Source organism: Marinobacter sp. 3-2, assembly GCF_003751355.1.
GTDB classification, from domain to species: domain Bacteria; phylum Pseudomonadota; class Gammaproteobacteria; order Pseudomonadales; family Oleiphilaceae; genus Marinobacter; species Marinobacter adhaerens.
Genome location: NZ_RJUQ01000002.1, coordinates 42,884 through 64,687, shown reverse-complemented (window position 1 = coordinate 64,687; position 21,804 = coordinate 42,884). Strand labels below are relative to the sequence as shown.

33 protein-coding genes are annotated in these 21,804 nt (G+C 59.3%); 14 read left to right on the top strand and 19 right to left on the bottom strand.

The genetic code is table 11. The features are described 5' to 3' along the window. Nucleotides 1-17: 17 nt before the first annotated feature. The 9 genes from EDB94_RS01205 to merR form a co-directional block, all read right to left on the bottom strand. The gene (locus EDB94_RS01205) at nucleotides 18-575 is read right to left on the bottom strand and encodes a recombinase family protein (protein ID WP_003100847.1); all 558 of its coding nucleotides are present in this window, start codon (nucleotides 573-575) and stop codon (nucleotides 18-20) included. Between the two features lie 82 nt (nucleotides 576-657). Continuing rightward, nucleotides 658-1,215, bottom strand: coding sequence for a recombinase family protein (locus EDB94_RS01200; protein WP_003100847.1), 558 nt, complete (start codon nucleotides 1,213-1,215; stop codon nucleotides 658-660). Beyond that, entirely contained in the window at nucleotides 1,209-1,580 is a 372-nt protein-coding gene (locus EDB94_RS01195; RefSeq protein ID WP_003100853.1) for a hypothetical protein, read from the bottom strand. The genes EDB94_RS01200 and EDB94_RS01195 overlap by 7 nt, the downstream gene beginning before the upstream one ends. Then, on the bottom strand, nucleotides 1,577-2,077 hold the full coding sequence (locus EDB94_RS01190; protein WP_003100856.1) for a hypothetical protein: 501 nt from the start codon (nucleotides 2,075-2,077) through the stop codon (nucleotides 1,577-1,579). The genes EDB94_RS01195 and EDB94_RS01190 overlap by 4 nt, the downstream gene beginning before the upstream one ends. After that, nucleotides 2,074-2,400: a hypothetical protein gene (locus tag EDB94_RS01185; RefSeq protein WP_003100858.1), complete on the bottom strand. Its 327-nt coding sequence runs from the start codon at nucleotides 2,398-2,400 to the stop codon at nucleotides 2,074-2,076. The genes EDB94_RS01190 and EDB94_RS01185 overlap by 4 nt, the downstream gene beginning before the upstream one ends. Before the next feature lie 254 nt (nucleotides 2,401-2,654). Further along, complete coding sequence (locus EDB94_RS01180) at nucleotides 2,655-3,011, bottom strand: cupin domain-containing protein (protein WP_003465043.1); 357 nt, start codon at nucleotides 3,009-3,011, stop codon at nucleotides 2,655-2,657. A gap of 236 nt (nucleotides 3,012-3,247) precedes the next feature. Then, entirely contained in the window at nucleotides 3,248-3,634 is a 387-nt protein-coding gene (locus EDB94_RS01175; RefSeq protein WP_003100872.1) for a DUF86 domain-containing protein, read from the bottom strand. Next, a complete protein-coding gene (locus EDB94_RS01170; protein ID WP_001247892.1) occupies nucleotides 3,631-3,921 on the bottom strand; it encodes a nucleotidyltransferase family protein in 291 nt (96 codons plus the stop codon). The genes EDB94_RS01175 and EDB94_RS01170 overlap by 4 nt, the downstream gene beginning before the upstream one ends. 221 nt (nucleotides 3,922-4,142) lie before the next feature. Beyond that, nucleotides 4,143-4,577, bottom strand: a complete 435-nt coding sequence (gene merR / locus EDB94_RS01160) for an Hg(II)-responsive transcriptional regulator (RefSeq protein WP_000429838.1) — start codon at nucleotides 4,575-4,577, stop codon at nucleotides 4,143-4,145. 71 nt (nucleotides 4,578-4,648) lie between these two features. Here merR and merT point away from each other — a divergent pair, with 71 nt between their 5' ends. Genes merT through merE form a run of 6 tightly spaced genes read left to right on the top strand, consistent with a single transcriptional unit; the run spans nucleotide 4,649 to nucleotide 7,796 of the window. Further along, nucleotides 4,649-4,999: a mercuric ion transporter MerT gene (gene merT / locus EDB94_RS01155; RefSeq protein ID WP_001294667.1), complete on the top strand. Its 351-nt coding sequence runs from the start codon at nucleotides 4,649-4,651 to the stop codon at nucleotides 4,997-4,999. A gap of 15 nt (nucleotides 5,000-5,014) precedes the next feature. Then, nucleotides 5,015-5,290 (top strand): mercury resistance system periplasmic binding protein MerP, encoded by a 276-nt coding sequence (merP, locus tag EDB94_RS01150; protein WP_000735441.1) that lies wholly within the window; start codon nucleotides 5,015-5,017, stop codon nucleotides 5,288-5,290. A 2-nt stretch (nucleotides 5,291-5,292) separates the two neighbouring features. After that, nucleotides 5,293-5,538: a mercury resistance system transport protein MerF gene (merF, locus tag EDB94_RS01145; protein ID WP_000654684.1), complete on the top strand. Its 246-nt coding sequence runs from the start codon at nucleotides 5,293-5,295 to the stop codon at nucleotides 5,536-5,538. Then, the gene (gene merA, locus EDB94_RS01140) at nucleotides 5,535-7,181 is read left to right on the top strand and encodes a mercury(II) reductase (RefSeq protein WP_000136268.1); all 1,647 of its coding nucleotides are present in this window, start codon (nucleotides 5,535-5,537) and stop codon (nucleotides 7,179-7,181) included. The genes merF and merA overlap by 4 nt, the downstream gene beginning before the upstream one ends. Nucleotides 7,182-7,197: 16 nt before the next feature. Continuing rightward, on the top strand, nucleotides 7,198-7,563 hold the full coding sequence (merD, locus tag EDB94_RS01135; RefSeq protein ID WP_003465059.1) for a mercury resistance co-regulator MerD: 366 nt from the start codon (nucleotides 7,198-7,200) through the stop codon (nucleotides 7,561-7,563). Further along, nucleotides 7,560-7,796 (top strand): broad-spectrum mercury transporter MerE, encoded by a 237-nt coding sequence (gene merE, locus EDB94_RS01130; RefSeq protein ID WP_001087809.1) that lies wholly within the window; start codon nucleotides 7,560-7,562, stop codon nucleotides 7,794-7,796. The genes merD and merE overlap by 4 nt, the downstream gene beginning before the upstream one ends. Nucleotides 7,797-7,848: 52 nt before the next feature. On the opposite strand, the gene EDB94_RS01125 is transcribed toward merE, so the two are convergent. From EDB94_RS01125 to EDB94_RS01105, 5 genes are all read right to left on the bottom strand, one after another. Further along, on the bottom strand, nucleotides 7,849-8,463 hold the full coding sequence (locus tag EDB94_RS01125; protein WP_000904941.1) for a recombinase family protein: 615 nt from the start codon (nucleotides 8,461-8,463) through the stop codon (nucleotides 7,849-7,851). A gap of 60 nt (nucleotides 8,464-8,523) precedes the next feature. Next, the gene (locus EDB94_RS01120; protein WP_054471483.1) at nucleotides 8,524-9,741 is read right to left on the bottom strand and encodes a TniQ family protein; all 1,218 of its coding nucleotides are present in this window, start codon (nucleotides 9,739-9,741) and stop codon (nucleotides 8,524-8,526) included. Further along, nucleotides 9,738-10,646 (bottom strand): TniB family NTP-binding protein, encoded by a 909-nt coding sequence (locus EDB94_RS01115; RefSeq protein WP_003465065.1) that lies wholly within the window; start codon nucleotides 10,644-10,646, stop codon nucleotides 9,738-9,740. The genes EDB94_RS01120 and EDB94_RS01115 overlap by 4 nt, the downstream gene beginning before the upstream one ends. 2 nt (nucleotides 10,647-10,648) lie before the next feature. Continuing rightward, the gene (locus tag EDB94_RS01110) at nucleotides 10,649-12,328 is read right to left on the bottom strand and encodes a Mu transposase C-terminal domain-containing protein (RefSeq protein WP_003465068.1); all 1,680 of its coding nucleotides are present in this window, start codon (nucleotides 12,326-12,328) and stop codon (nucleotides 10,649-10,651) included. Nucleotides 12,329-12,697: 369 nt separating this feature from the next. Continuing rightward, nucleotides 12,698-13,225, bottom strand: coding sequence for a hypothetical protein (locus tag EDB94_RS01105; RefSeq protein WP_108019829.1), 528 nt, complete (start codon nucleotides 13,223-13,225; stop codon nucleotides 12,698-12,700). Nucleotides 13,226-13,338: 113 nt separating this feature from the next. Here EDB94_RS01105 and EDB94_RS01100 point away from each other — a divergent pair, with 113 nt between their 5' ends. Both EDB94_RS01100 and EDB94_RS01095 read left to right on the top strand, forming a co-directional pair. Continuing rightward, on the top strand, nucleotides 13,339-14,283 hold the full coding sequence (locus EDB94_RS01100) for a DNA-binding protein (RefSeq protein WP_062786862.1): 945 nt from the start codon (nucleotides 13,339-13,341) through the stop codon (nucleotides 14,281-14,283). 45 nt (nucleotides 14,284-14,328) lie between these two features. Then, nucleotides 14,329-15,033 (top strand): HNH endonuclease family protein, encoded by a 705-nt coding sequence (locus EDB94_RS01095; RefSeq protein WP_062786859.1) that lies wholly within the window; start codon nucleotides 14,329-14,331, stop codon nucleotides 15,031-15,033. Between the two features lie 28 nt (nucleotides 15,034-15,061). Here the strand turns inward: EDB94_RS01095 and EDB94_RS01090 are convergent, their stop codons facing one another. Genes EDB94_RS01090 through EDB94_RS01075 form a run of 4 tightly spaced genes read right to left on the bottom strand, consistent with a single transcriptional unit; the run spans nucleotide 15,062 to nucleotide 17,789 of the window. Continuing rightward, nucleotides 15,062-15,682 (bottom strand): hypothetical protein, encoded by a 621-nt coding sequence (locus EDB94_RS01090; protein WP_108019826.1) that lies wholly within the window; start codon nucleotides 15,680-15,682, stop codon nucleotides 15,062-15,064. Next, nucleotides 15,679-16,098 (bottom strand): hypothetical protein, encoded by a 420-nt coding sequence (locus EDB94_RS01085; protein WP_108019824.1) that lies wholly within the window; start codon nucleotides 16,096-16,098, stop codon nucleotides 15,679-15,681. Before EDB94_RS01085 ends, EDB94_RS01090 begins: the two co-directional genes overlap by 4 nt. 3 nt (nucleotides 16,099-16,101) lie before the next feature. Then, nucleotides 16,102-17,076 carry a ParB/RepB/Spo0J family partition protein gene (locus EDB94_RS01080; protein WP_108019822.1) on the bottom strand — a complete coding sequence of 325 codons (975 nt, stop codon included), beginning with the start codon at nucleotides 17,074-17,076 and terminating at the stop codon, nucleotides 16,102-16,104. Continuing rightward, a complete protein-coding gene (locus tag EDB94_RS01075; RefSeq protein WP_062786849.1) occupies nucleotides 17,073-17,789 on the bottom strand; it encodes an AAA family ATPase in 717 nt (238 codons plus the stop codon). The genes EDB94_RS01080 and EDB94_RS01075 overlap by 4 nt, the downstream gene beginning before the upstream one ends. A gap of 145 nt (nucleotides 17,790-17,934) precedes the next feature. On the opposite strand from EDB94_RS01075, the gene EDB94_RS01070 reads away from it, so the two are divergent. The 6 genes from EDB94_RS01070 to EDB94_RS01045 all read left to right on the top strand — a co-directional run bounded on the left by EDB94_RS01070 (nucleotide 17,935) and on the right by EDB94_RS01045 (nucleotide 20,596). Then, nucleotides 17,935-18,114, top strand: a complete 180-nt coding sequence (locus EDB94_RS01070) for a hypothetical protein (RefSeq protein WP_108019820.1) — start codon at nucleotides 17,935-17,937, stop codon at nucleotides 18,112-18,114. A 255-nt stretch (nucleotides 18,115-18,369) separates the two neighbouring features. Then, complete coding sequence (locus tag EDB94_RS01065) at nucleotides 18,370-18,801, top strand: hypothetical protein (RefSeq protein ID WP_108019818.1); 432 nt, start codon at nucleotides 18,370-18,372, stop codon at nucleotides 18,799-18,801. After that, nucleotides 18,788-19,228 carry a hypothetical protein gene (locus EDB94_RS01060; RefSeq protein WP_108019816.1) on the top strand — a complete coding sequence of 147 codons (441 nt, stop codon included), beginning with the start codon at nucleotides 18,788-18,790 and terminating at the stop codon, nucleotides 19,226-19,228. The genes EDB94_RS01065 and EDB94_RS01060 overlap by 14 nt, the downstream gene beginning before the upstream one ends. 12 nt (nucleotides 19,229-19,240) lie before the next feature. Further along, entirely contained in the window at nucleotides 19,241-19,408 is a 168-nt protein-coding gene (locus EDB94_RS20665) for a hypothetical protein (RefSeq protein WP_181259087.1), read from the top strand. 17 nt (nucleotides 19,409-19,425) lie between these two features. Further along, complete coding sequence (locus tag EDB94_RS01055) at nucleotides 19,426-19,671, top strand: hypothetical protein (protein WP_108019814.1); 246 nt, start codon at nucleotides 19,426-19,428, stop codon at nucleotides 19,669-19,671. A gap of 580 nt (nucleotides 19,672-20,251) precedes the next feature. Beyond that, nucleotides 20,252-20,596, top strand: a complete 345-nt coding sequence (locus EDB94_RS01045) for a hypothetical protein (RefSeq protein WP_226538208.1) — start codon at nucleotides 20,252-20,254, stop codon at nucleotides 20,594-20,596. 186 nt (nucleotides 20,597-20,782) lie between these two features. On the opposite strand, the gene EDB94_RS01040 is transcribed toward EDB94_RS01045, so the two are convergent. After that, nucleotides 20,783-21,643 (bottom strand): hypothetical protein, encoded by an 861-nt coding sequence (locus tag EDB94_RS01040; RefSeq protein WP_108019811.1) that lies wholly within the window; start codon nucleotides 21,641-21,643, stop codon nucleotides 20,783-20,785. Nucleotides 21,644-21,804: the final 161 nt, after the last annotated feature.

Below are 21,804 nucleotides of genomic sequence, written 5' to 3'. Positions count from 1 at the left end.
ACGGAAAATAAAGCACGCTAAGCGTGCGTGGAGGCTGGCACCCAGCGGTACAGCGTCGGAATGGACACGCCGAGGTTCTTGGCCACGTCCTTGGGCGGCACCCCGCTGGCCAGCAGCTTCTTGGCCGACTCGATCTTGCTGTCGGTCATCTTCGGCTTGCGGCCGCCTTTGCGGCCGAGCTGCTTGGCGACTTCCAGCCCGGCGCGGGTGCGCTCGACGGTCAGCTCGCGCTCCATTTCGGCAAGGCTCGCCATGACGTGGAAGAAGAACCGCCCGGATGGTGTGCCGGTGTCGATGGAGTCGGTGAGGCTCCTGAACTGGACACCGTGCTTGTGCAGATCGCCGACCAGATCGACCAGTTGCTTGACCGACCGGCCCAGCCGGTCGAGCTTCCAGACGACCAAAGTATCGCCTTCGCGCAGCATTTCGAGCGTCTTGGCCAAGCCAGGCCGGTCTGCCCGCGTGCCACTCACCTTGTCCTCGAAGACCTTTTTACATCCGGCCTTGCTCAAGGCTTCGCGTTGCAGCTCCAGGTTCTGATCCTGCGTCGAGACGCGCGCATAGCCAATCAACATGGCTTGTCTCGCGCCCGGTCGATGCGTTCCTGCATCGCCTGCATCACTTCTTCGTGGGTGTACGATCTGGCAATAAAGCACGCTAAGCGTGCGTGGAGGCTGGCACCCAGCGGTACAGCGTCGGAATGGACACGCCGAGGTTCTTGGCCACGTCCTTGGGCGGCACCCCGCTGGCCAGCAGCTTCTTGGCCGACTCGATCTTGCTGTCGGTCATCTTCGGCTTGCGGCCGCCTTTGCGGCCGAGCTGCTTGGCGACTTCCAGCCCGGCGCGGGTGCGCTCGACGGTCAGCTCGCGCTCCATTTCGGCAAGGCTCGCCATGACGTGGAAGAAGAACCGCCCGGATGGTGTGCCGGTGTCGATGGAGTCGGTGAGGCTCCTGAACTGGACACCGTGCTTGTGCAGATCGCCGACCAGATCGACCAGTTGCTTGACCGACCGGCCCAGCCGGTCGAGCTTCCAGACGACCAAAGTATCGCCTTCGCGCAGCATTTCGAGCGTCTTGGCCAAGCCAGGCCGGTCTGCCCGCGTGCCACTCACCTTGTCCTCGAAGACCTTTTTACATCCGGCCTTGCTCAAGGCTTCGCGTTGCAGCTCCAGGTTCTGATCCTGCGTCGAGACGCGCGCATAGCCAATCAACATGGCTTGTCTCGCGCCCGGTCGATGCGTTCCTGCATCGCCTGCATCACTTCTTCGTGGGTGTACGATCTGGCGTTGGCGTCGGTGGCTTGCCGCAGGGCTTCCTCAACCTCGCGCGTCATCCGCTCGTAATCCTCCGGCCACAGCGCTTGCTCCATGCGCAGCGACGCCTGACCCAGCAGGTGCAGCAGGCTGAACAGCCGCATGTCGTTGGTGGCGACGATGCGCTCCCGAATCTGCTCCTGAATAGCTTCGCTAGCCCGATGCGCTTGTGGTGTGGCAGTCCCCTCGTAGTCAGCGGGGAATTCCGCTTCCTCGGCAATCCTTGCCCAGGCGCTGGCCAGCGCCTCGATGGTTGACGTGCTCATTTCCGCCGCTCCTGTGCTCTTTGGCGAATCAACCGGCCAAGGGGCCTCGACGCGAAAACCAGCAGCATCACGCCTATCGGATACCAGGTCGAGAAGACCACCAAGGCATCGAAGGCTGGCCGTCCGGTGTTGGTAGGCAGTACGGCGGTCACAGCCATCAACCCGCCGACCGTCCAGATGATGCGCCACACGTAGGGCATCACGCGGGGCACGTAGCCGTCATCGAAAGCGGTCTGGTAGTAGCGGCGCAGGCCGCGCTCGGCAAGCGCCTGGCGCTGCCGCTCCGACAGCGCATCCGTCCGGCCATACCAGCGCCGGAATGGTGGACAGCGCAGCAGCAAAGGGGTGAAGAGGATCATCACCGCCACGATCGCGACACCCCACGCCATGACGGCGCCGGCATCGGGCCGCTTGGCGTTCTCGATCACGGGCGCGAAGACGCCCGGAGCACCGATCATCCAGAACAGCGCAATGTGCTGATGGAAGGAGAGCTTCATTTGCTCATCCACTTGCGCAGCAGGCGCTTTTTCAGGGAGGCGCGTTCTTGCGGGTTGCGTCCCTTGTGATTGGCGATGCGATCCGCCGTGGCGGCCTGGCGCTTGACGGGCCAGTAGGAGCGGCCATCCTTGCCCATCGACCAGACGCTGCTGGCCTGGTTTTCCAGCAGGGGCAGATGGGCGCTCAGGGCTTCGGGCGACGCGCTGGTCAGCGCCGTGCGCTCACGGGTGCGCCAGCGCTGATGCCAGAGCTTCTTGTCCTCGCGCTCGCTGCCGCAGGTCGTGTGCCCGACGATGGGTGTTTTGCGGCGGCTGCGGCTCATAACGTAGTGGTCTCCAAGAACATTCAGGACTGATCCCAGGCGTCGATGGTCAAGACCTGATCGGCAGGACAGGCGGCTACGCGGTCGGGAACTGGATGGTGTTCAGTCTCATGCCGACCCCATTCGATTGATCGCGTCGCTTGCGGCACGCTGCGACGCAAGGAGGTTTGCGACCTGGTTTAGCAGCCGTGTCCGCTGCATGTCTGTTACCTATCTCCCCGACCGCTCATTGGACCAACTCCAGAGATTGGGCTCTATCGCTCAGCCAATACGAAACCGGCATTGGCTGATGCCACAACCGAGACGAACACAAATGGCTCGGTACCTGTATTTCGCGCCCCGTGCACTTGGCCCGGTCTTGCCACGGCTATCTCACCTTCCCTGAGGGCACGAACAATCCCATTGCCCTGAAAGTAATCAGCCATTCCCGACAAAACAGTCCACGTGTCTTGGCCGTGAGGATGAATGTGAGCCGCAATTTCCTGCCCGGGATGGACATGCCAAACCACGATAATTGAGTCTCGGGTTTCAAGCACAACGGAACGAATAGGCTCGCCTTCGGACGGCTGAACATACTCGGCTACAGAAAATATTCTCGATTCAACAGTCATCGGAGATCCCTCTTTCACAGTGCCCCCAGACAGGCTGGATATGAGTTCTAACTCGAATTTGAACGGGAGGCTGGTCGTGCGGTCGTGCAGTTGCCGATGAGCGTGTCGGCTGCTGCCTCCTTGCCCACCAGCGAACTCACGTCCGTTGCGGCCATCCAGAAGGTCTTGCCCGAGCGCGGCTCATAGGTCGCGGGATCGAACACGCCAGAGGGGCCGAACATCGGCGGCTTGATTGGTCATGGCTCCATGCCTTTGTCGTTACGGTCTTCATCGTCGGCATCCTGACGCACGGCGGGCAATTGCTGGAGCAACGCCGGCAGCCATTCCTGTACCGTCTCCCACACCACATCGAGGTTGATGTCGAAATAGCCGTGAGCCATGCGATTACGCATATTGCGCATGCTGCGCCACGGCACGTCGGCATGCGCCTGGGTGAACTCGACGTAGCCATCCATCACCTTTGTGGCCGCCTCGCCGATGACGATCAGGCTCATGATGACGGCCTGCTGGGTGCGCTTGTCGGCCAAGAAGTCGTCCTTGGCCATCCCTTCCACGAAGCTGCGCGCATCGGTTGCGGCCTGCTGAATGTGGTCGAGGTAATCGGGCAGGCGGTTCTCGCTCATATCGGTTGCGCCTCCGCGAGCACCTTGGCCCGGAACTTCGGCGGCAGGTCGCCGGGAGTCAGCAGATCGACGTCAACGCCGAGCAGCGATTTCAGTTCTTCTTCCAAATCGCCCAAATCCAACAACGTGGCACCGGGCAGCGCATCGACCAACAGGTCGAGGTCGCTGCCATCCCGGTCGGTGCCATGCAGCACCGAGCCGAAGACGCGCGGGTTCGCGGCGCGAAAGCGGCCTACCGCTTCACGCACTGCGCTTCGCTTCATGTCAAGCACAACAGACGGTCGCATGCGCATCCTTTCTTATCGAAACTCGTTGAGATGATATGCAATCAAGAATAGAATTTCAAGAACTATTTTCGAGAATCGCAATGCCTTGATTCCCGTGCCGCGCTGTCACTTTCAGAAGGCGACAGCACGAAATATCAAAAGTCGACCGCACGGTCTTTTCTGACGTTGGAGTCGCCTCAGAAAACGGAAAATAAAGCACGCTAAGGCGTAGTTCCCTCGGGCTACACCGCGTCCGCACTGCGCGGTTCTTTCTTCCCTTGCAGTGACGCAATCAGCGGGCAGGAAACGTTCCCCTTCCGCGCATGGCAGGCGCACACCAAATCAGACAGCACGGCCTCCATGCGCGCCAGGTCAGCCATCCTCTCGCGCACGTCCTTGAGCTTGTGCTCGGCCAGGCTGCTGGCTTCCTCGCAATGGGTGCCATCCTCCAGCCGCAGCAGCTCGGCGATCTCATCCAGGCTGAAGCCCAACCGCTGGGCTGATTTCACGAAGCGCACCCGCGTTACATCCGTCTCGCCATAGCGGCGAATGCTGCCGTAAGGCTTGTCCGGTTCCGGGAGCAAGCCCTTGCGCTGATAGAACCGGATGGTCTCCACATTGACCCCGGCCGTCCTGGCGAAAACGCCAATGGTCAGGTTCTCCAAATTGTTTTCCATATCGCTTGACTCCGTACATAACTACGGAAGTAAGCTTAAGCTATCCAATTCAGATTCGAAAGGACAAACGTATGTCTGAACCTCAAAACGGGCGCGGCGCGCTCTTCACTGGCGGGCTGGCCGCCATCCTCGCCTCGGCTTGCTGCCTCGGGCCGCTGGTTCTGATCGCCTTGGGGTTCAGCGGCGCTTGGATCGGCAACTTGACGGTGTTGGAACCCTATCGCCCCATCTTTATCGGCGTGGCGCTGGTGGCGTTGTTCTTCGCCTGGCGGCGCATCTACCGGCCGTCAGCCGCCTGCAAACCGGGTGAGGTTTGCGCGATTCCCCAAGTGCGAGCTACTTACAAGCTCATTTTCTGGGGCGTGGCCGTGCTGGTTTTGGTCGCGCTCGGATTTCCCTACGTCGTGCCATTTTTCTATTGATCACAGGAGTTCACCATGAAAAAGCTGCTTTCCGCCCTTGCCCTCGCTGCCGTTGTTGCCCCCGTGTGGGCCGCCACCCAGACCGTTACGCTGTCCGTACCGGGCATGACCTGCTCGGCCTGTCCGATCACTGTCAAGAAGGCGATTTCCAAGGTCGATGGCGTCAGTAAAGTTGACGTGACCTTCGAGACGCGCGAAGCGGTGGTCACCTTCGATGATGCCAAGACCAGCGTGCAGAAACTGACCAAGGCTACCGAGGATGCGGGCTACCCATCATCAGTCAAGAACTGATCATGAAAGACCCGAAGACACTGCTGCGGGTCAGCATCATTGGCACAACCCTCGTGGCGCTGTGTTGCTTCACCCCTGTTCTGGTCATTTTGCTCGGTGTGGTCGGCTTGTCCGCGCTGACCGGCTATCTGGACTATGTGCTGCTGCCTGCGCTGGCGATTTTCATCGGCTTGACCATCTACGCCATCCAACGAAAACGCCAAGCCGATGCCTGCTGCACACCGAAATTCAATGGAGTAAAAAAATGACCGAAATCACCGTGAATGGCATGACCTGCACATCCTGCGCCACCCATGTCAAAGATGCTTTGGAAAAGATTCCCGGCGTGAATGCCGCTGTGGTGTCCTATCCAGAAAGCCGCGCGCAAGTCATGGCAGACACCGCCGTGAGCCACAACCAACTGCTGGCCGCCATCGCCGCATTGGGTTATCAAGGCTCGATCCGGGTTGGTGATTTCAAAGATGAACCAAAAATCCGTGATGCACTTGAGGGCGCCGGTTTGCATATCGCCATCATTGGCAGCGGCGGGGCCGCGATGGCGGCGGCGCTGAAGGCCGTCGAGCAAGGCGCGACGGTCACGCTGATCGAACGCGGCACCATCGGCGGCACCTGCGTCAATATCGGCTGTGTGCCGTCCAAGATCATGATCCGCGCTGCCCATATTGCCCATCTGCGCCGGGAAAGTCCGTTCGACGGCGGTATTGCGGCAACTGTGCCTGCGATTGACCGCAGCAAACTGCTGGCCCAGCAGCAGGCCCGTGTCGATGAACTGCGGCACGCCAAATACGAAGGCATCCTGGACGGCAATCCAGCCATCACCGTTTTGCACGGTGAAGCGCGTTTCAAGGACGACCAGAGCCTGGTCGTCCGTTTGAACGAGGGTGGCGAGCGCGAGGTAACGTTCGACCGCTGCCTGGTCGCCACCGGTGCCAGTCCGGCCGTGCCGCCGATTCCGGGCCTGAAAGAGTCACCCTACTGGACTTCCACCGAAGCGCTTGTCAGCGACACCATTCCCGCACGCCTGGCCGTGATCGGTTCGTCGGTGGTGGCGTTGGAACTGGCGCAAGCCTTTGCCCGGCTCGGCAGCCAGGTCACGATCCTGGCACGCAGCACCTTGTTCTTCCGGGAAGACCCGGCCATCGGCGAGGCCGTGACAGCCGCTTTCCGCGCCGAGGGCATCGAGGTGCTGGAGCACACGCAAGCCAGCCAGGTCGCCCATGTGAACGGCGAATTCGTGCTGACCACCGGACACGGTGAATTGCGCGCTGACAAGTTGCTGGTTGCCACCGGTCGGGCACCGAATACGCGCAGCCTCGCGCTGGACGCGGCGGGGGTCACTGTCAATGCGCAAGGGGCCATCGTTATCGACCAAGGCATGCGCACGAGCAACCCGAACATCTACGCGGCCGGCGACTGCACCGACCAGCCGCAGTTCGTCTACGTGGCAGCGGCCGCCGGCACCCGTGCCGCGATCAACATGACCGGCGGCGACGCAGCCCTCAATCTGACCGCGATGCCGGCAGTGGTGTTCACCGACCCGCAAGTCGCCACCGTGGGCTACAGCGAGGCGGAAGCGCACCACGATGGCATCGAGACCGACAGTCGCACGCTGACACTCGACAACGTTCCGCGAGCGCTTGCCAACTTCGACACACGCGGCTTCATCAAGCTGGTCATCGAGGAAGGTAGCGGACGGCTCATCGGCGTGCAGGCGGTGGCCCCGGAAGCGGGCGAACTGATCCAGACGGCGGTGCTCGCCATCCGCAACCGCATGACGGTGCAGGAACTGGCCGACCAGTTGTTCCCCTACCTGACAATGGTCGAGGGGTTGAAGCTTGCGGCGCAGACCTTCAACAAGGACGTGAAGCAGCTTTCCTGCTGCGCTGGATAAAAAAAGGAGGTTTTCAATGAGCGCCTACACCGTGTCCCGGCTGGCCCTTGATGCCGGGGTGAGCGTGCATATCGTGCGCGACTACCTGCTGCGCGGATTGCTGCGTCCGGTGGCGTGCACCCCGGGCGGCTATGGCCTGTTCGATGATGCCGCCTTGCAACGGCTGTGCTTCGTGCGGGCGGCCTTCGAGGCGGGCATCGGCCTGGACGCGCTGGCGCGGCTGTGCCGGGCGCTGGATGCTGCGGACGGCGATGAAGCGGCCGCGCAGCTTGCCGTTCTGCGCCAGTTCGTCGAGCGTCGGCGCGAAGCGTTGGCCGATCTGGAGGTGCAGTTGGCCACCATGCCGACCGAGCCGGCACAGCACGCGGAGAGTCTGCCATGAACAGCCCCGAGCGCTTGCCGTCCGAGACGCACAAACCGATCACCGGCTACCTGTGGGGCGCGCTGGCCGTGCTCACCTGTCCCTGCCATTTGCCGATTCTCGCCATTGTGCTGGCCGGCACGACGGCCGGCGCGTTCATCGGAGAGTACTGGGGTATCGCAGCCCTCACGCTGACCGGTTTGTTCGTCCTGTCTGTGACACGACTGCTGCGGGCCTTCAAAGATCGATCATGAGCGCTTCCCATTGAGACAAACCACGCTGTCGCTACGTTGCCTCATGCCGGCATCAAATTCGGCTGAGTAGCTTCTCGCCATCTGGACGTAGCTCACCCTTGGGTGAAACATGCCGATACAGGGTCTGCCGCGTGACGCCAAGTTCCTGGCACAGGTCGCCGACCTTGGTCTCTGGCTGACCCATTGCCGCCATCGCCAGCCGCAGCTTGGCGGCGGTCATCTTGAACGGCCGGCCGCCTTTCCGCCCGCGCGCGCGGGCCGAGGCTAGGCCGGCAATCGTGCGCTCCGCGATCAACTCGCGCTCGAACTCGGCCAGGGCGGCGAAGATGCCAAAGACCAGCTTGCCGGCGGCGGTCGTGGTGTCGATGGCCGCGCCGTGCCCGGTTAATACCTTCAAGCCGATGCCGCGCCCAGTCAGGTCGTGCACGGTGTTGATGAGATGTCGCAGGTCGCGTCCGAGCCGATCCAGTTTCCACACGACCAGTGTGTCGCCAGTTCGCAACGCCTTCAGGCAGCTCGTCAAGCCGGGCCGATCCTCGCGCATGCCGGATGCCTGGTCCTCGTAAAGATGTACTGGATCGACCCCGGCGGCAATCAGCGCGTCGCGCTGCAAATCGGTAGCCTGGGAGCCGTCCGCCTTCGATACCCGCATGTAGCCTATCAGCATGTCGTACCTGTCACATATACGTTCGATTATGTGACAGTGTGAGCCAGAAAGTTCTCGCCGTCAAAAACTGTCACTTAACCCGTCATTTAGTCTAAGACCTGCAAACGGCCATTCAGGCTCGTAATGTGACAAAAACTCCGGCGGGATGCCCTCCTTGGTGAACGTGGCGCGCAAACGTTCCAGGGATTCGGGGTCGCGTCGCCCGTAGGACGCCAGTGTGAACAGCAAGCGGGCCGTCTCCGGGTTGTGTCGCGCTTCAATGATGGCCTCATCGATGGCCTGGGCTGCTCGTTGCCAGTGGTTGATGGGTTCCGGCTTCGGCACCTTCGCCGGCAGGCCGTTGGTGAAACCAGTGTGCGGCTCCGTCTGAAACAGCGCGGCCTGTTCCCCGCGCGGGATCAGCGCCTTTGACTCGATCAGCGTGATGGCGGTGGCCGCCGCCTCCAGCATCTGCCACTGCACCGCCGGGGCCAGAATCTCGTAGGGACGCCACAGACTCTGCCCGGCGCGCAGCGGATGGCCGCAGCGCTCCCAGACATGGCGGATGCTCGCCGAGCAACTGCCGCAGTGCGAGAGCGGCGTGTTCAGCTCATCAAGCAGGGTGCGCAGCAGCCGGAACCACAAGCCGGCGTGGACACGCCGACGCGGCAGCTCCACAAAACCCGTCGTCAGCGCCTGCCAGGTGCGCCGGTCCATGCAGGCGATTGCGTCATCGGCAGGGCGCGGCGCAGCATCGGCGATTTCCCACTGAAGATACCGGCCGTGCATGCCCCAGTAGGACTCCAGCCAGCAGCCATGCTGCGGGCAGCTCAGCATCAAGGGGAGCTGCCAGACGAGTAGCACAGCTTGATTCGTTGGATCGTTCAGACACTGCGGACACGCCCGGCGAATCGTCTGGCTCGGTAGCCAGGCACGCCAGCGAGTGATGGACCGCACCTTGCGGGTGCGCTTGGGCAGGAGCACCGCGCATTGGAATGTATAGGTTTCCAAGGCTGCTGGTACCGAATCGTCGAGACTGTCGAGCAGCCACGGCACCCAGCCTGCAAGACTCATGCTGCGCAACCGCTCCAGCTCGACGCCACTGCGCTGGCAGAGCGCCGTCAGCAACGACAAGGATGGTGCGGTATCCAGGTCATCAAGTTGGCTGTGACCAAGATCGTGGGCCAGCAGCTCGTGCACGTCCATCTGGTAGCAGGCGGCGACCCGGTTGAGCCATGAGGACAGGGCTTCGCCTTCCTTGGGTGCCGGATGCAGCGGCCAGCGCGGCGCGGACTTCACATCAGTTCCCGCTCGAACTGTCGCCGCCGCTCACTGGGGCCGATGTAGTCGGCCATGCTGAGCGTGCGGTGGTTGATCGCTTCCTCGCCACTCTCCACGGCGGCGACGGCCGCCGCCACCAGCAGATGTGCAAGCTCGCCGATGGTGCCTTCGCTCCGGGTGAGCAGGTAGCGGGCCATGTCCAGCGTGGCAATCGGGGATGGCCGCCGTAGCGGGAGTGACGCCGCGAAGCTGGCCAGCAGCGAGCAGCAGTCCTCATTGGCCTCCCACGGCGGCAGCAGCATCGGCTCGAAGCGGTTTTCCAACTGATCGTCCGAACGGATGGCCAGGTACGCCTCGCGCGTGCCGACCCCGACCAGGGGGATACGCAGCTCGTTGCCGAGGAAGCGCAGCAGGTTGAGGAACTCGCGCCGGTTAACGCTGTTGCCAGCCAGTACATTGTGCAGTTCGTCGATCACCAGCATGCGCACGCCGACCTTGCGCAGCAGGGCCAGCGCCAGTTGCTCCATTTCCGGCAGCCGTGGGCGCGGGCGCAGCGGCGCGCCCATCGCAGCCAGCAGCGCGACATAGAAGCGGATCACCGATGGCTCTGACGGCATCTGCACGACCAGCACCGGGATATGTTCTTGGTCAGCGTCGGTGCCGACCGGGTGCGCCCGCCGGAATTTCTCGACGATCATCGACTTGCCGTTGTTGGTGGGGCCGACCAGCAGCAGGTTTGGCATGCGTTGCTTGTTCGGCCACGCATACAGAGTTTCCAGCCGGTTCAGCGCCTCGACCGCGCGCGGGTAGCCGATCCAGCGGTCGGCGCGAATGCGCTGGATGCGCTCGTCTGCCGGCAGCCTGGCCAAACCCTGTGCCGCTGGCAGCAGGTGGGACAGGTCAATGACGGGATATTCGTCCACGGCTACCACTCCTCGATCTGATCGAACGGTTTGGCCGGCGGCAGGTTGTCTGCCTGCGGGTCAGCCATGTCCACATCCGGCGGTATGGGCTTGGCCGGTGGCTCCGACGTCTTGAGGTGCTGGCGGCGATCAGCGTCGCGCCGCGCCTTGCGCGTGGCCTTCTGGGCGGTGGTCACGATCTCGCGCATCTGCCCGATCATGCGGAACAGCGCCGACTCGTCCACCTGCTCGCGCCCGAGCTGACGCAATTTGGCCAGCGCCTGGCGTTGTTCCCAGAGGGTGACGGCCGGATGGGACAAGGTGCGGTAGTGGATCTCCAGATAGTGCTGACCTTCCGGTTCCAGTACCCAGATGCGGCTGATGTCGCGCGGATCGCGCCGGATCAGGAAGGCGGGCAAGCGCTCGCGCCGGGCAATCCACGGCTTGAGGGCGTCGGCGTAGTAGTGGATGTGGTCGATGACAAAGCCGGTGCGGGTCAGGGTGCGGCGGATCACCGGCAGGAAATCGACCAAAAACGCGGTGGGGCGGGTAACGACGGCCGGGACGCCAACGCGCTCCACGGCCTCGGCCCAGCGCGCGGCCGGCGGCTGGAGCAGGCCGTTGTGCACGGAGCCGTGATAGGTGCCTACCGCCAACGCGAGCCAGCGCTCCAGCTCGCGCAGCGTCAGGGTGGCCATCTTCTCGGAATCGTACTCGCCGCGCTGGCCGGGATTGGAGAAGGTCGTCCCCGGTAATTCGTCGTGGATCATCTGCATCGCCGTGCCGATGATCCGTTCCACGATGCCGCCGTAGTGCGGCTGGCCTGGTGGGCGATAGTCCAGCCGGATGCCATGCTGTTCGCAGCCACGGCGCAGCGCTTCGCTTTTGAACTCGGCCGCGTTGTCCAGATAGAGCAGCCTGGGCTTGCCGCTCATCGGCCAGTCCATTTCCACATTCAGCCCTTCCAGCCAGGGCCGCTTGTCGCAGGCGGCATGCGCGAGGCATAGGCCGACCGAGACGGCGGACGGCGCTTCCAGCGTGACCACCATGCCGAGTACGCAGCGCGTGAACACGTCGATGGCGAGGGTCAAATATGGGCGGCCAATCGGTTGCCGGTCGCGCTCGTCGACCACGATCAGGTCGATGACGGTGTGGTCGATCTGCACCTGTTCCAGCGGCATGGTGACTTCGGGCGGAATGCCACCCGCGCCTTGCAAGGGACGGGCAGCGTCCTGCCCGCCCCGGCTGCGGGCTATTTTCGCCGGGTGTAGTCCGGCAATCCGCTGGGCCACGGTGTTGCGCGCCGGCACCGGCAGCTTCTGGGTTTTGCACGCCTGCGCGACTTCGCGGTGGAACGCCGCCAGGCTGCGTTTCTGCTTGGTCAGGAAGCGCTTTTGCAGCAGCTCGCGGATGATGCGCTCGACCGGTTCCGGCAAGCGCCCCTTGCCTTTGCCGCCGCCGGATCGGCCGGGCGTCAGGTCTGTTACCAGGCCAGTACCCTGCCGGGCGCGACGGATCAGGACATATACCTGTCGCCGGGACAGGCCCAGCGCTTGGGCTGCCTCATCGGCGGCTTCATGCCCGACCACCTCAAGCGCTGCCAGTGGCCCGATGATTTCCGTCCGGTGCCGGGCTTGCGCCCATGCCTCGTCGGGCAGGGTGGCCACGCCTTGCGCGGCAATCGGTGGAGTGTCTGATGTCATGCCCAAACCTCGCTTTGGTGCACACGAGTATTGAGCATAGTCGAGATTGGTGCAGACGACTCCTGATATTGGGCTGTCAGGAGCCGTATGCACACCAGGCGTTACATCCAGTCAGATGGTGCGGTCGTCTTCTGAAAACGACATTTTGAGGGTTAGCCTTAAGCGTCCAACAAACGACCGTTATCTGCGCAAGCAGTGGCTAAGACTTTATCTGAATCGATCCCTGCATGATATAGACAATCCTTTGCCACCAATCTCTGAGCTTCCGCTATGCGCTTGGCAGGCAACCCTGGTTATCAGTCATGGAGGAGCCTTTCTTCCTATACCCCATCCGTCGTAAGTAAGAATGATTCTGAACAATCGAGCCGGCTAAACCCTCCGGTAAGTAAAGCCAGCTTTATCGGGATCAAACACATTTCGGCGCCAGGGGACGAGAAACGATCCATCATGTCCATTCGAATCCGGTGTGTAATGTGCACCAGGGTCCGCATCCAGGATCAGGTGTCTTTTCCAAAAATCGTTTCTGCGTTTGCCAAAGCCACGGTCCGACTTCTTTGAATCTTCGGGGGTAAGAGTGCCCTTCAGCCAGGGCGTTACTCCGACTTCTTCCGGAATCAGGTCGCGCAAGCGATCCAGAAGCCAGGTTGCCAACCCCATCCCTTCCAGATTGATCGGGAAAACCCAGTCATCCACGAGGCACACTTTGCCCGTTCTTACTTCGCCCTTAATCCACCCAAGTGCGTTGCCGGTCGGGCCATTCACCACCACTTTCCCGTCAAATCGCCAGTCGTTGTATTCGGGCACCCTTGTAATTTTCAACCGGATCTTCGCCCGCCCAATGCGGCCACCTGCCTTGTGGTGTAAGTCGTAGTCCTCAGTAACTTCCGTAGATGCCATCGCTTCCTCACATCGATATTATTTATTTGTTTATTTGTTTCTTTGTTCGTTTGTTTGTTTCTTAATTATGCATTATACTGTTCGCACAGTCCACTGATAATGAGGTTTGCCCCATGCGCCCCGCCGAGTTTGAAGACGAACAGATCATTGAGGCCGCCAAGCGCTTGCTGAGCGAGGGGCGCCGCGTAACAGGCTTTGCGCTACGGAAAGAGGTAGGAGGCGGCAACCCTTCCCGCCTTGTCCGGGTCTGGGAGGATTACCGTCAGACTCAGGAGGTTGTTGAAAGCGAGCCGGTCCAGGACCTTCCGGTGGAGGTTGAGGAGGCGCTGAACGAAATGACGGGGGCCTTCCTGGAGCAGGTCCGCTCCCTGGCCCTCAACCTGAACAACCGGGCTGTGAAGACGGCGGAAAGGCGCGTGGCGGATGTGATGAAGTCGGCGAAGGAGCAGCAGGAAAGTGCTGAAGCCGAGTTGATTGATGCCGCAACCACAGTGGATGACCTTGAAGATCAGCTGACTGATAGAGAGACCCGGCTGAACGAAACTTCCGCCGAGCTCCAGGCAGCAAATACGAACGTGGAGAAGCTTCGTCAGCAAGTGGTGCGCCTGGAGAAAGACCTTGCCGTTACCACGGAGAAACTGGAGCAGGAAAAGGGTAAGCGTGAAGCGGCCGAGAATGAGGTGAAAAGCCTCAATGCCCGAAATAAGGCGTTGGAAGCGGATAAAGAGGATCTCCGGGAGCAGCGTGATTCCCTCAAGGAAACGGTCAAGAAACAGCAGGAGGACATTGAGGGCCTGAAACGGACCAACGATAACTTGGTTGACACGCGGTCTGAGCTGAAAGCCCAGCTGTCTGCGATTGCGGAGCGTGAAGAGGCTGCTCTGAGGAGAGCCGAAGAACGGAAGGAAGAGCGGGACGAATCCAGAAAAGCTGAGAAAGAAGCTGAGCGCAGAGCTGTGCAGGCTGAGACGCAGGCTGCCGCCCTTCAAAAGGATTTGGACGCCCTGATTGCAAAGACGTCGACGACAGATGAGAAAAAGGGCAATGCCAAGAAATAACGCAACTGCCCTACTCCCAAACTGATATCAAGGAGGACAATTACGATGGCAGCCCGGTTGCTGTTGATCTTGTTGTTATCGGCCCTGCCGCTGTTAGGGGCGGCCGATGTAGTCAAGAAGTCTCGATCCGGCATTTGCCATGGGACCGAAAGCCCGTATTACGACACCGTGAAGCACTTTAAGGGATTCGGAACCGTCCAGGATTGTTTGCAATCAGGAGGCCGTTTACCCAGAGGCAGCAGTTACAGTCGCGACCAAGTCAACACGTTGGCGTACAGCAGGGATCGATTTGGCCATGGTTGGGCCGACGAAGATGGCGACTGCCAGAACACTCGAATGGAAGTGCTGATTGATCAATCCACGGTGCCAGTTCGCTTTGCGGGCGGGGATGATTGCAGGGTGATCTACGGTCGCTGGATTTCACCATTCACAGGTAATGTGATCCATGATGGATCGAAAGTGCAGATCGATCATGTAGTGCCTTTGAATTGGGCATGGGAGCGAGGAGCCCCTTCATGGCCACAGGCGAAACGTGAAAAGTTCGCCAATGATCCGGTTAACCTGCTCCCGGTTGAGTCCAGTCTGAACGCGAGTAAAGGTGCCCAGGGGCCCGATCAGTGGCTGCCGCCTTCAGGGCAGTGTGGCTATGTCGCCCGGTTCGTAAGGGTTGTTAAAATCTATAATTTACAGCCAACGCCCCGGGAGGAAGCTGCTATCTCCGGATTATTGGATCAATGCCGGACAGGCTAAAGTGGCATGAGAGTTTCCGTACGGAAACTCACCTGGTCTGAGGATGAGCCCGATCAAGGTCCCTGATAAAGGCCTCAACCTTTTCGGCGTCGGTGGTGTTAAGCACGGCAAAGACAGGTCGTTTTTGGGGCCGCTTGGTTACCTGGTTGTGACTGACGGCCGCTTCCAGCTCCCGAACCTGCTTAGCGTAATCGACAGGTAACAAGCAGTGTACCTGCTCCATACCTTCAGGGATGTTCAGGCCGAGCTGTAGCGCTTTCTCTTCAAAGCTCCGGATACTGGCACTCATTTGCTGCTTCCGGATTCCAACCAGTTCGGCACCTTCGACCGCTCGATAGCCTTCAACCAGAACCATTTTCAGCGCGAGTAGCGTCCAATACTTCATAAACCGGAAGTGTTTCGAGACCAGGTCCACATCAGCTTCGGAGTACTGCCCGGGTTTAGTCGGTGGTACCGCCTGTCGGTAGATCCTGGCCAGCGCCTGATACTGCACCTCTGCGCCTTCTGCTGTCCGGTCGAATACGTCCACAGCCGGTACGCCGTCGACAAATACGCGGCGGGCGCCCTCAGCAATAGCCGGCGACACCTTCGCCTTTCTGGCAGCCGTCTCGAACTGTTGCTCAGTCAGCACAATGGATGTGTTCTTCATGGGGTCAATCCCAGGTAATCGGTCAAGGTGCTCTCCTGCTCCTCTGTCAGCGGAACGACGCTCCGGAATTCTGACATGAGAGCCGGCAAGGGCTTTTCTGGCTGAGCGGACTGCCAGGTTTTCCAGCAGGCAATGACCTGATCCTCGCTTTCCGGCTCAAAACCGGATTCCAGGCACAGATCCAGCGCAGCGGAATAGGCCCATTTCGGGACAATCCGAGTGCCATCTGCCCAGCTGCGGAGGTGTTTACCGGCCAGTGAATCCCGCTCAGCGCCATACTTTTCCTGGCCAATGCTGAGTACTCGCTGAGCCGTTGCGTTGTGGTTTTCCTTTGGGCCGAAGTGCTCCAGGAGATAGCGGAAAAACACCCGGCCATCCCCTACCCTTTGGGATTTTTTGTCTTGGTTATCGGTCATAACTCAGTCATTAAAAAGTGCTTCACCCAAGGCTTCCCACTGTTTCTGCCAACTTTTCGTCACGCGGTAGCGTTGAACTTGCCCGGACTTGTCGGTGATCTGTAATACGCCCTCCCCTACAACCTTCATGTCCGAAATGCCTTGAGGTTTGGTTGTGGAAGGCTCAGACGGTTTTGCTTTGGAGGTCTTGGGCGCTTTCTTGGGTTGTTTGGTTGCCGCGCCAGCGGATCCTGAGGCTTTCATGTCCCTGGCCTTCTGCGCGTAGAGCGCTTCGGAACGCTCTGGAAGCTGTCCATCGGTGAGGATCTTCTTCACTTCCGCTTCGGCGGTTTCCTGAGAGATCTCCCACATCTCAATCAGACTGCCCACCGTGTTCAGGTTTGTGGCAACGCCGAGACGGACGGTTTCCTGGACGGGTTCCGGTCCCTTGTAGACCTTCAGCATCTTGTTGAGCTTGCTGGTGCTGATTACCAGGTCTTTCGCCGCCTCTTTCTGGCTCTTGCCAGTCAGCTCCACATACCGTGCGCAGGCCTCAATGTCTTCCCAAACCGTCAGGGGTTCGCGATCGGTATTCTCGGCGCGTTGAGCTCTCAGTTTCTCGGCCTCTTCCGCGGGGCTCAGACCTTCCGATTTTTCGTCCTCGATGATGGCTTTGAGGTAGTCCAGGCCGGCAATCTGCGCGGCTCGCCAACGCCTCTCACCTTCCTTGATCTGGAAGCGGCCATCAGCCTTGCGAATAAGGGTGATCGCCTGGCGCTGCTTGTTAAGCTTCAGCGATTCAGCCAATCCCTCAATGTATTCCTGAGTGAAGGTTTTCCGGGGCTGGTTCGGGTCCGGATCGATTGCAGAGACCGGCACCATGGCGTAATCACCTTCGGCTTCCCGAACCTGTGGCCTGGCTTCAGAGGTGGTGTCGGGTTTTGGCTTCTGAGCCCCCTTCAGGGCCTGGGAAAGTTTGTTTTTTTTAGCGGTACTCATGCCCGGCCCTCCTCAAAGTCAGAGAGAATTTCATCGGCCAGAGCGCGGATGTCGGCGGCCGCTGCCGAAGATCGGGCCGACTCGACGACGCCCGTGCCGAATGCAAACGCTTTCTTGAATTCTTCGGAGCGCCGAATGGTGGTTTTAAAAACGGGGTACTGATAGTCCTCACCGAACATTTCAAGAGCCATCCGGGTGAGCTCTTCCGTAGCACGGGTACTGGTCAACAGCACCCGGAAATAGGGCTTCCCATCCCGGAAATCCTGAATTTTCTCCAGGTTCTCTGTGCAGACTTCCGTGGCCCGAAAATCAGCGGCCGATGGCGTCAGAGGAACAACCACATAATCAGCCAAGGCCATGACCTTACTGTTGATGGTGCTGGCCTTGCCGTCCTCATCGGCATTGGCATCACTGATGATCCCGGCGGTATCGATCAGGATGATGTCATTGCTTTCGTAGTAGGCCTTGATGTTGACCTTGATCATCGGATCATACATGGCAATGACGGGGACTTTGGCCTCTTCGCCAGCCAGGCTTTGCCAATGCACACACCCGCCATCCTTCTCGGTATCGGCGATGGTGACGCGGTATCCGCGATTCTGGAATTCGGTGGCCAGGTTGGTAACGGTGTTGGTCTTACCAACGCCGCCTTTGCGGTTCATAACCGCGATAACGGCGGTTTTCTTGAGCTTTGGAGCGAAAGGTTTCGGCATGACTGTTCCTTATCGACTTAGGTCGCCTCGTTTCGTTTCACCGGCGAACATGAGTGGCGGATTTATAGTAGCAGAGTAAATGTTTCAGTCAAACTATGGCTGTGTAATAATGATTGCATACATATAATTCTATATGGAGCATAGAATGATTGAGCTGATGCTTGTTGAGGGTCATTGGATGGCGCGCTATTCCGGTGAGTTGAAGCGGGAGATTGAAGCCCTGTTTCAGACAGACACTTTGCCAACCGCCTTTTGCGAAAAAATGTCCAGAGAGCGTGTAATCGATGAGCTGCAAAAAAGAAATCCCGGTCTCACCATCTTATAAGTTTACCGAAATGTTTACTTTATAGGTTCGTGGCGCTACTATGAATACGTGGATTACCGCACAACAGCGAGGTAAGTAAGATGCAAGTTTCAATGAGTCGTGGCGAAACAGTGAGGGTTGGTTGCACCCGTGGGACCGTTAAGCGGATTCACAAACGAACTATGGTGATTGATATCCGCGGTTGCCGGGTGAGAGTGCCACGAGAAGAGGTCAGGGCACTGTCGAAGGAAGCTTCGAGCATGGAGGGCGTTTGATATGAACAGTGAACTGTCCCTACCTGAGAATCTGGATGATGCTCAGCTTCGATGCTGGCTGATTGACAAGATTGAGACGCTGGATTCATTCAAGCGTTCAATCAAAGCGCAGCTGCTCAGTGCCGATCGAGGTGAAATGAGGCGAGACGCGGATTGGCGGGACAGGGCTACCCGCAAACTCCATCATCTTAAAACTGAGCGAGAGCGTTACCGGGCGGCGCTGAGTGAGGTCAACCAGCGGATCCGGGCGGCCAGAGCACTGATAAGCCGCGGAGGCCAGGAAGTTGAAGCCTGCCAGGCGTTCGTGGAATTGGCGCAAAGGCATCTAACCAAGGAAGATTTTGTGTGGCTGTGGCGCCAGGCTGAGCAAGCTGCCAGACAGTCGGCTCAGAAGTCGGCAGACAACGAGGAAGGGAACCATGGACAGGCTTAACCTCACTCTCAGTATCGATCAGGGCAAGGGTGTCTGTGAGAGCCTTGATGTCTTTACTCGCCTCTGTCTGGGCCAGCTGGAGATTGTCGCTGAGTTGGTGCGTCAGGGGGTTATTCCAGTGGCTCGCCCCAGCGCTGATGGAGAGCGGGCAATGGCCTCGGAGGAATGCTGTGACCAGATCGATCAGCTGATGCGGGCAGCAAAACAGCTACTCGGGTATCCTGCCGGCGCAAGCAATGGAATTGGCCACCCGGACGTGCATATCGACGGTCGACGGGCTTATGAGGTCGAAAAGGTTTTGGCGGCGGCCATGGTTGGAAAAGACCCTGCCCGGAGGGCCAACCTGGATGTGGCCAACAATGGCCTGATGCTGAGGGTCACTGACGAACCAGCCCCGAAAGCCATCCAGTATTCCCCGGACAGTTAACAGGAGTAGATGATGTCAGAGCCGGAAAATATAACCCGCTTCAATCAAGCCGTGGGCATGACCTTGGCGGTGCTCTATGAAGCGTTCCCCAAACGAATCACGTTGCGAGTCGGGCGGGTACTGGGCCTTGAGGTCAATGAAGAGGATGATCTTCTTGATGGTAGTCCGACGCTGAGTTAAATTGGGAGAATTAATGTATGAGCGACTATTTTTTGAAGAAGCGCCAGGTAGAGAGCCTATTGGCTGACGGACCGCTGAATACTTTCGCCGCCCGTTTGGCTTTTCTGATTCCGGTGATCCTGTTCGCTGTATGTGCGGTTGCTGTCACCTTCTTCGGCGTCAGATACACAATCAGTCAATTGCTGGTGGGTATAGGAGTTCTCTTGATTGCCGCTAGTTGTTTGCCCTTCGCTTTTCAGAAGCCGAAAAACAGCCAAAGATAGATGGGAAACCGATCCCGGCCCGGGATGGAGACGGAAACCAAGTCACGGTGACCTATGACGATCTGTACTTTGCGCTGAATTCGGTCCGGTGGTTAGCTGATTCAGGCTACCTGTTGGCCGGTCAGTTTCGTGGACCATTTTTCGTGGACGACGTGACCTTGTCCGCGAAAGGCCTGGAGCTGTTGAAATGCGTCCCCTCTTCCGTGGATCCCTCTGCTTCCTTCGGTGACGAGTTGCGCACTATGGCCCGGTCATCGGGACAGGATGCTATGAGTGGTTTAGTCAGCACGGCATTGACGACCGGTTTCCGACTGCTTGTCCCTGGCGCGTGATCCCGTATGGTGATTCGTTCCGACAGGTTAACGGCGAGGTGAACCGTGCGAGGCGATGAGAAGACCCCCAACAAGTGCCCTGCCTGTGGTAGCAGCTTTGTGACGGAAACGCTTCACAGCTGGCTGTGTGCGGACTGTGGGGCTACGAAGGAGCGCCCACGAAAGCGGCGCTGATCGGCAAGACCAGCGATAGACGTCCGGTTGGCTTTTCTGTAATACTGTTTATTTATACAGTATTCGGGAACAGCTTGGAATTCCGTCGACGTCACAACACTTACTACTCGACCCTATCCGCCTACGCCTCGATGGATCCGGTGGGGATCGTTACGTCCAGTGAAATTGTCATTAGCCAATGGCTTGGGACGGCCGACCGGGAGTTGATACGCAGGCTTCCAAATGTGTCTCCGGTCCTGCTGGATATCGAGTCGTGGCGTACGATGATCCTGGAACCCTATAACCGGCTGGGGCCTGGCGTCTACATTGTGGGCGCGAAGATCGAGGACGAAGGTGTGGTGGCTGTTATGGAACGCCGCAAGCCTATGTTAAGGGTTGTGCAGCCAGACAATGACCGGCTGGGTCGTGGGCGATCATAAATGGTGCCAGGTGCCCCCGGCCAGGCTCACCACTGAGCAGGTGACGCACCCGAGAGACCTTACTGCGGTGAACGGGCTTCCATGCCTCATTGAGTATCGATAGCCTACCTCAAAAGCATATAAAAATATAGGTTTTGAGACGTGGGGCCTGGGTTTTCGTTATGGGAATTTCCGTACGGAAATTTCTCAGGCGGGTTCATCAAAATCCGCCGGCACCACCATGTCCCTGCGTTGCTTGATCATCTCGTCGAGCGTGTTTACACGCTGGTTGTACTCCCGGCCCTTGAGGCCTTTAATCAGATAGGCGTTAGGCGTTCCTCGCAGGACGGTTTCGGGTACCGGCATCCCGAACGCCTCAAAGGTTTCTTCATTGTTGAGTCTCAGGACGCTGATCAAGTTGTGGTTCACCAGGAGATCCAAGCCTTGGCGGATCTGTTTCGATGACATGTCGGTGCGTTCCTTGATCCGTTCATAGGAGATCATCGCCACGTTGTTGTCTCGTTGAACGACTGACAACAACAAAAGGTAGAGCGCCAACCCGTTCATCGCATCTACGCCACGTGTCGGGTAGTTCGCCAACGTGATCGGGAGCGTGCTTGATTGCCTTCGGTTACCGTAGAGGTGCCCTTTGGGTAGCTTCACAAAGCCTTTGGCGCCCTCTTCCGTGTTTCGATCCAGGCCGGTGATCTTATAGACCAGAGGCTTATGCCCGGTTCGCTCGATGGCGTGACACTGTTCGAGCAGCTTCAATCCTTCTCTGACCATTGCCCGTGAAAGTTTCAAGTACTGCTGAATCTCTTCATAAGTCGTTTTGACAGCGTACCGCCCTACCCTCTTCCGTTGGTTGTCATCGTCAGCCATGGCGACCAAGGAGATGTAGATCTTCAGCGCAGCTGTGACTGCACCGGCGGTGGGAGGAGGGCCCGGGAAGATCGGTGGATAAACTGGAATCGTGCGGCGGGCCGTCTTGGCCAGCCACCAGGGGCTGGGCCCATCCATACTGAGCCAATGGCGCGGCAGAGGCGAGAATCGGTCTTTGGTCAGCATATCAACGGGGCCTCCGAATGGCGGTGATAGCTACAATTACCAGGGCAACGATGGCCAGGTTTTCTGTCGGGATTGTGCTTGCGACTGCAATCAGGGATTCAGTCCAGGAGTTTGCTTCAGTCATCGGTTTTGGTCTCTCTATTGGACAGCGATGACACTAT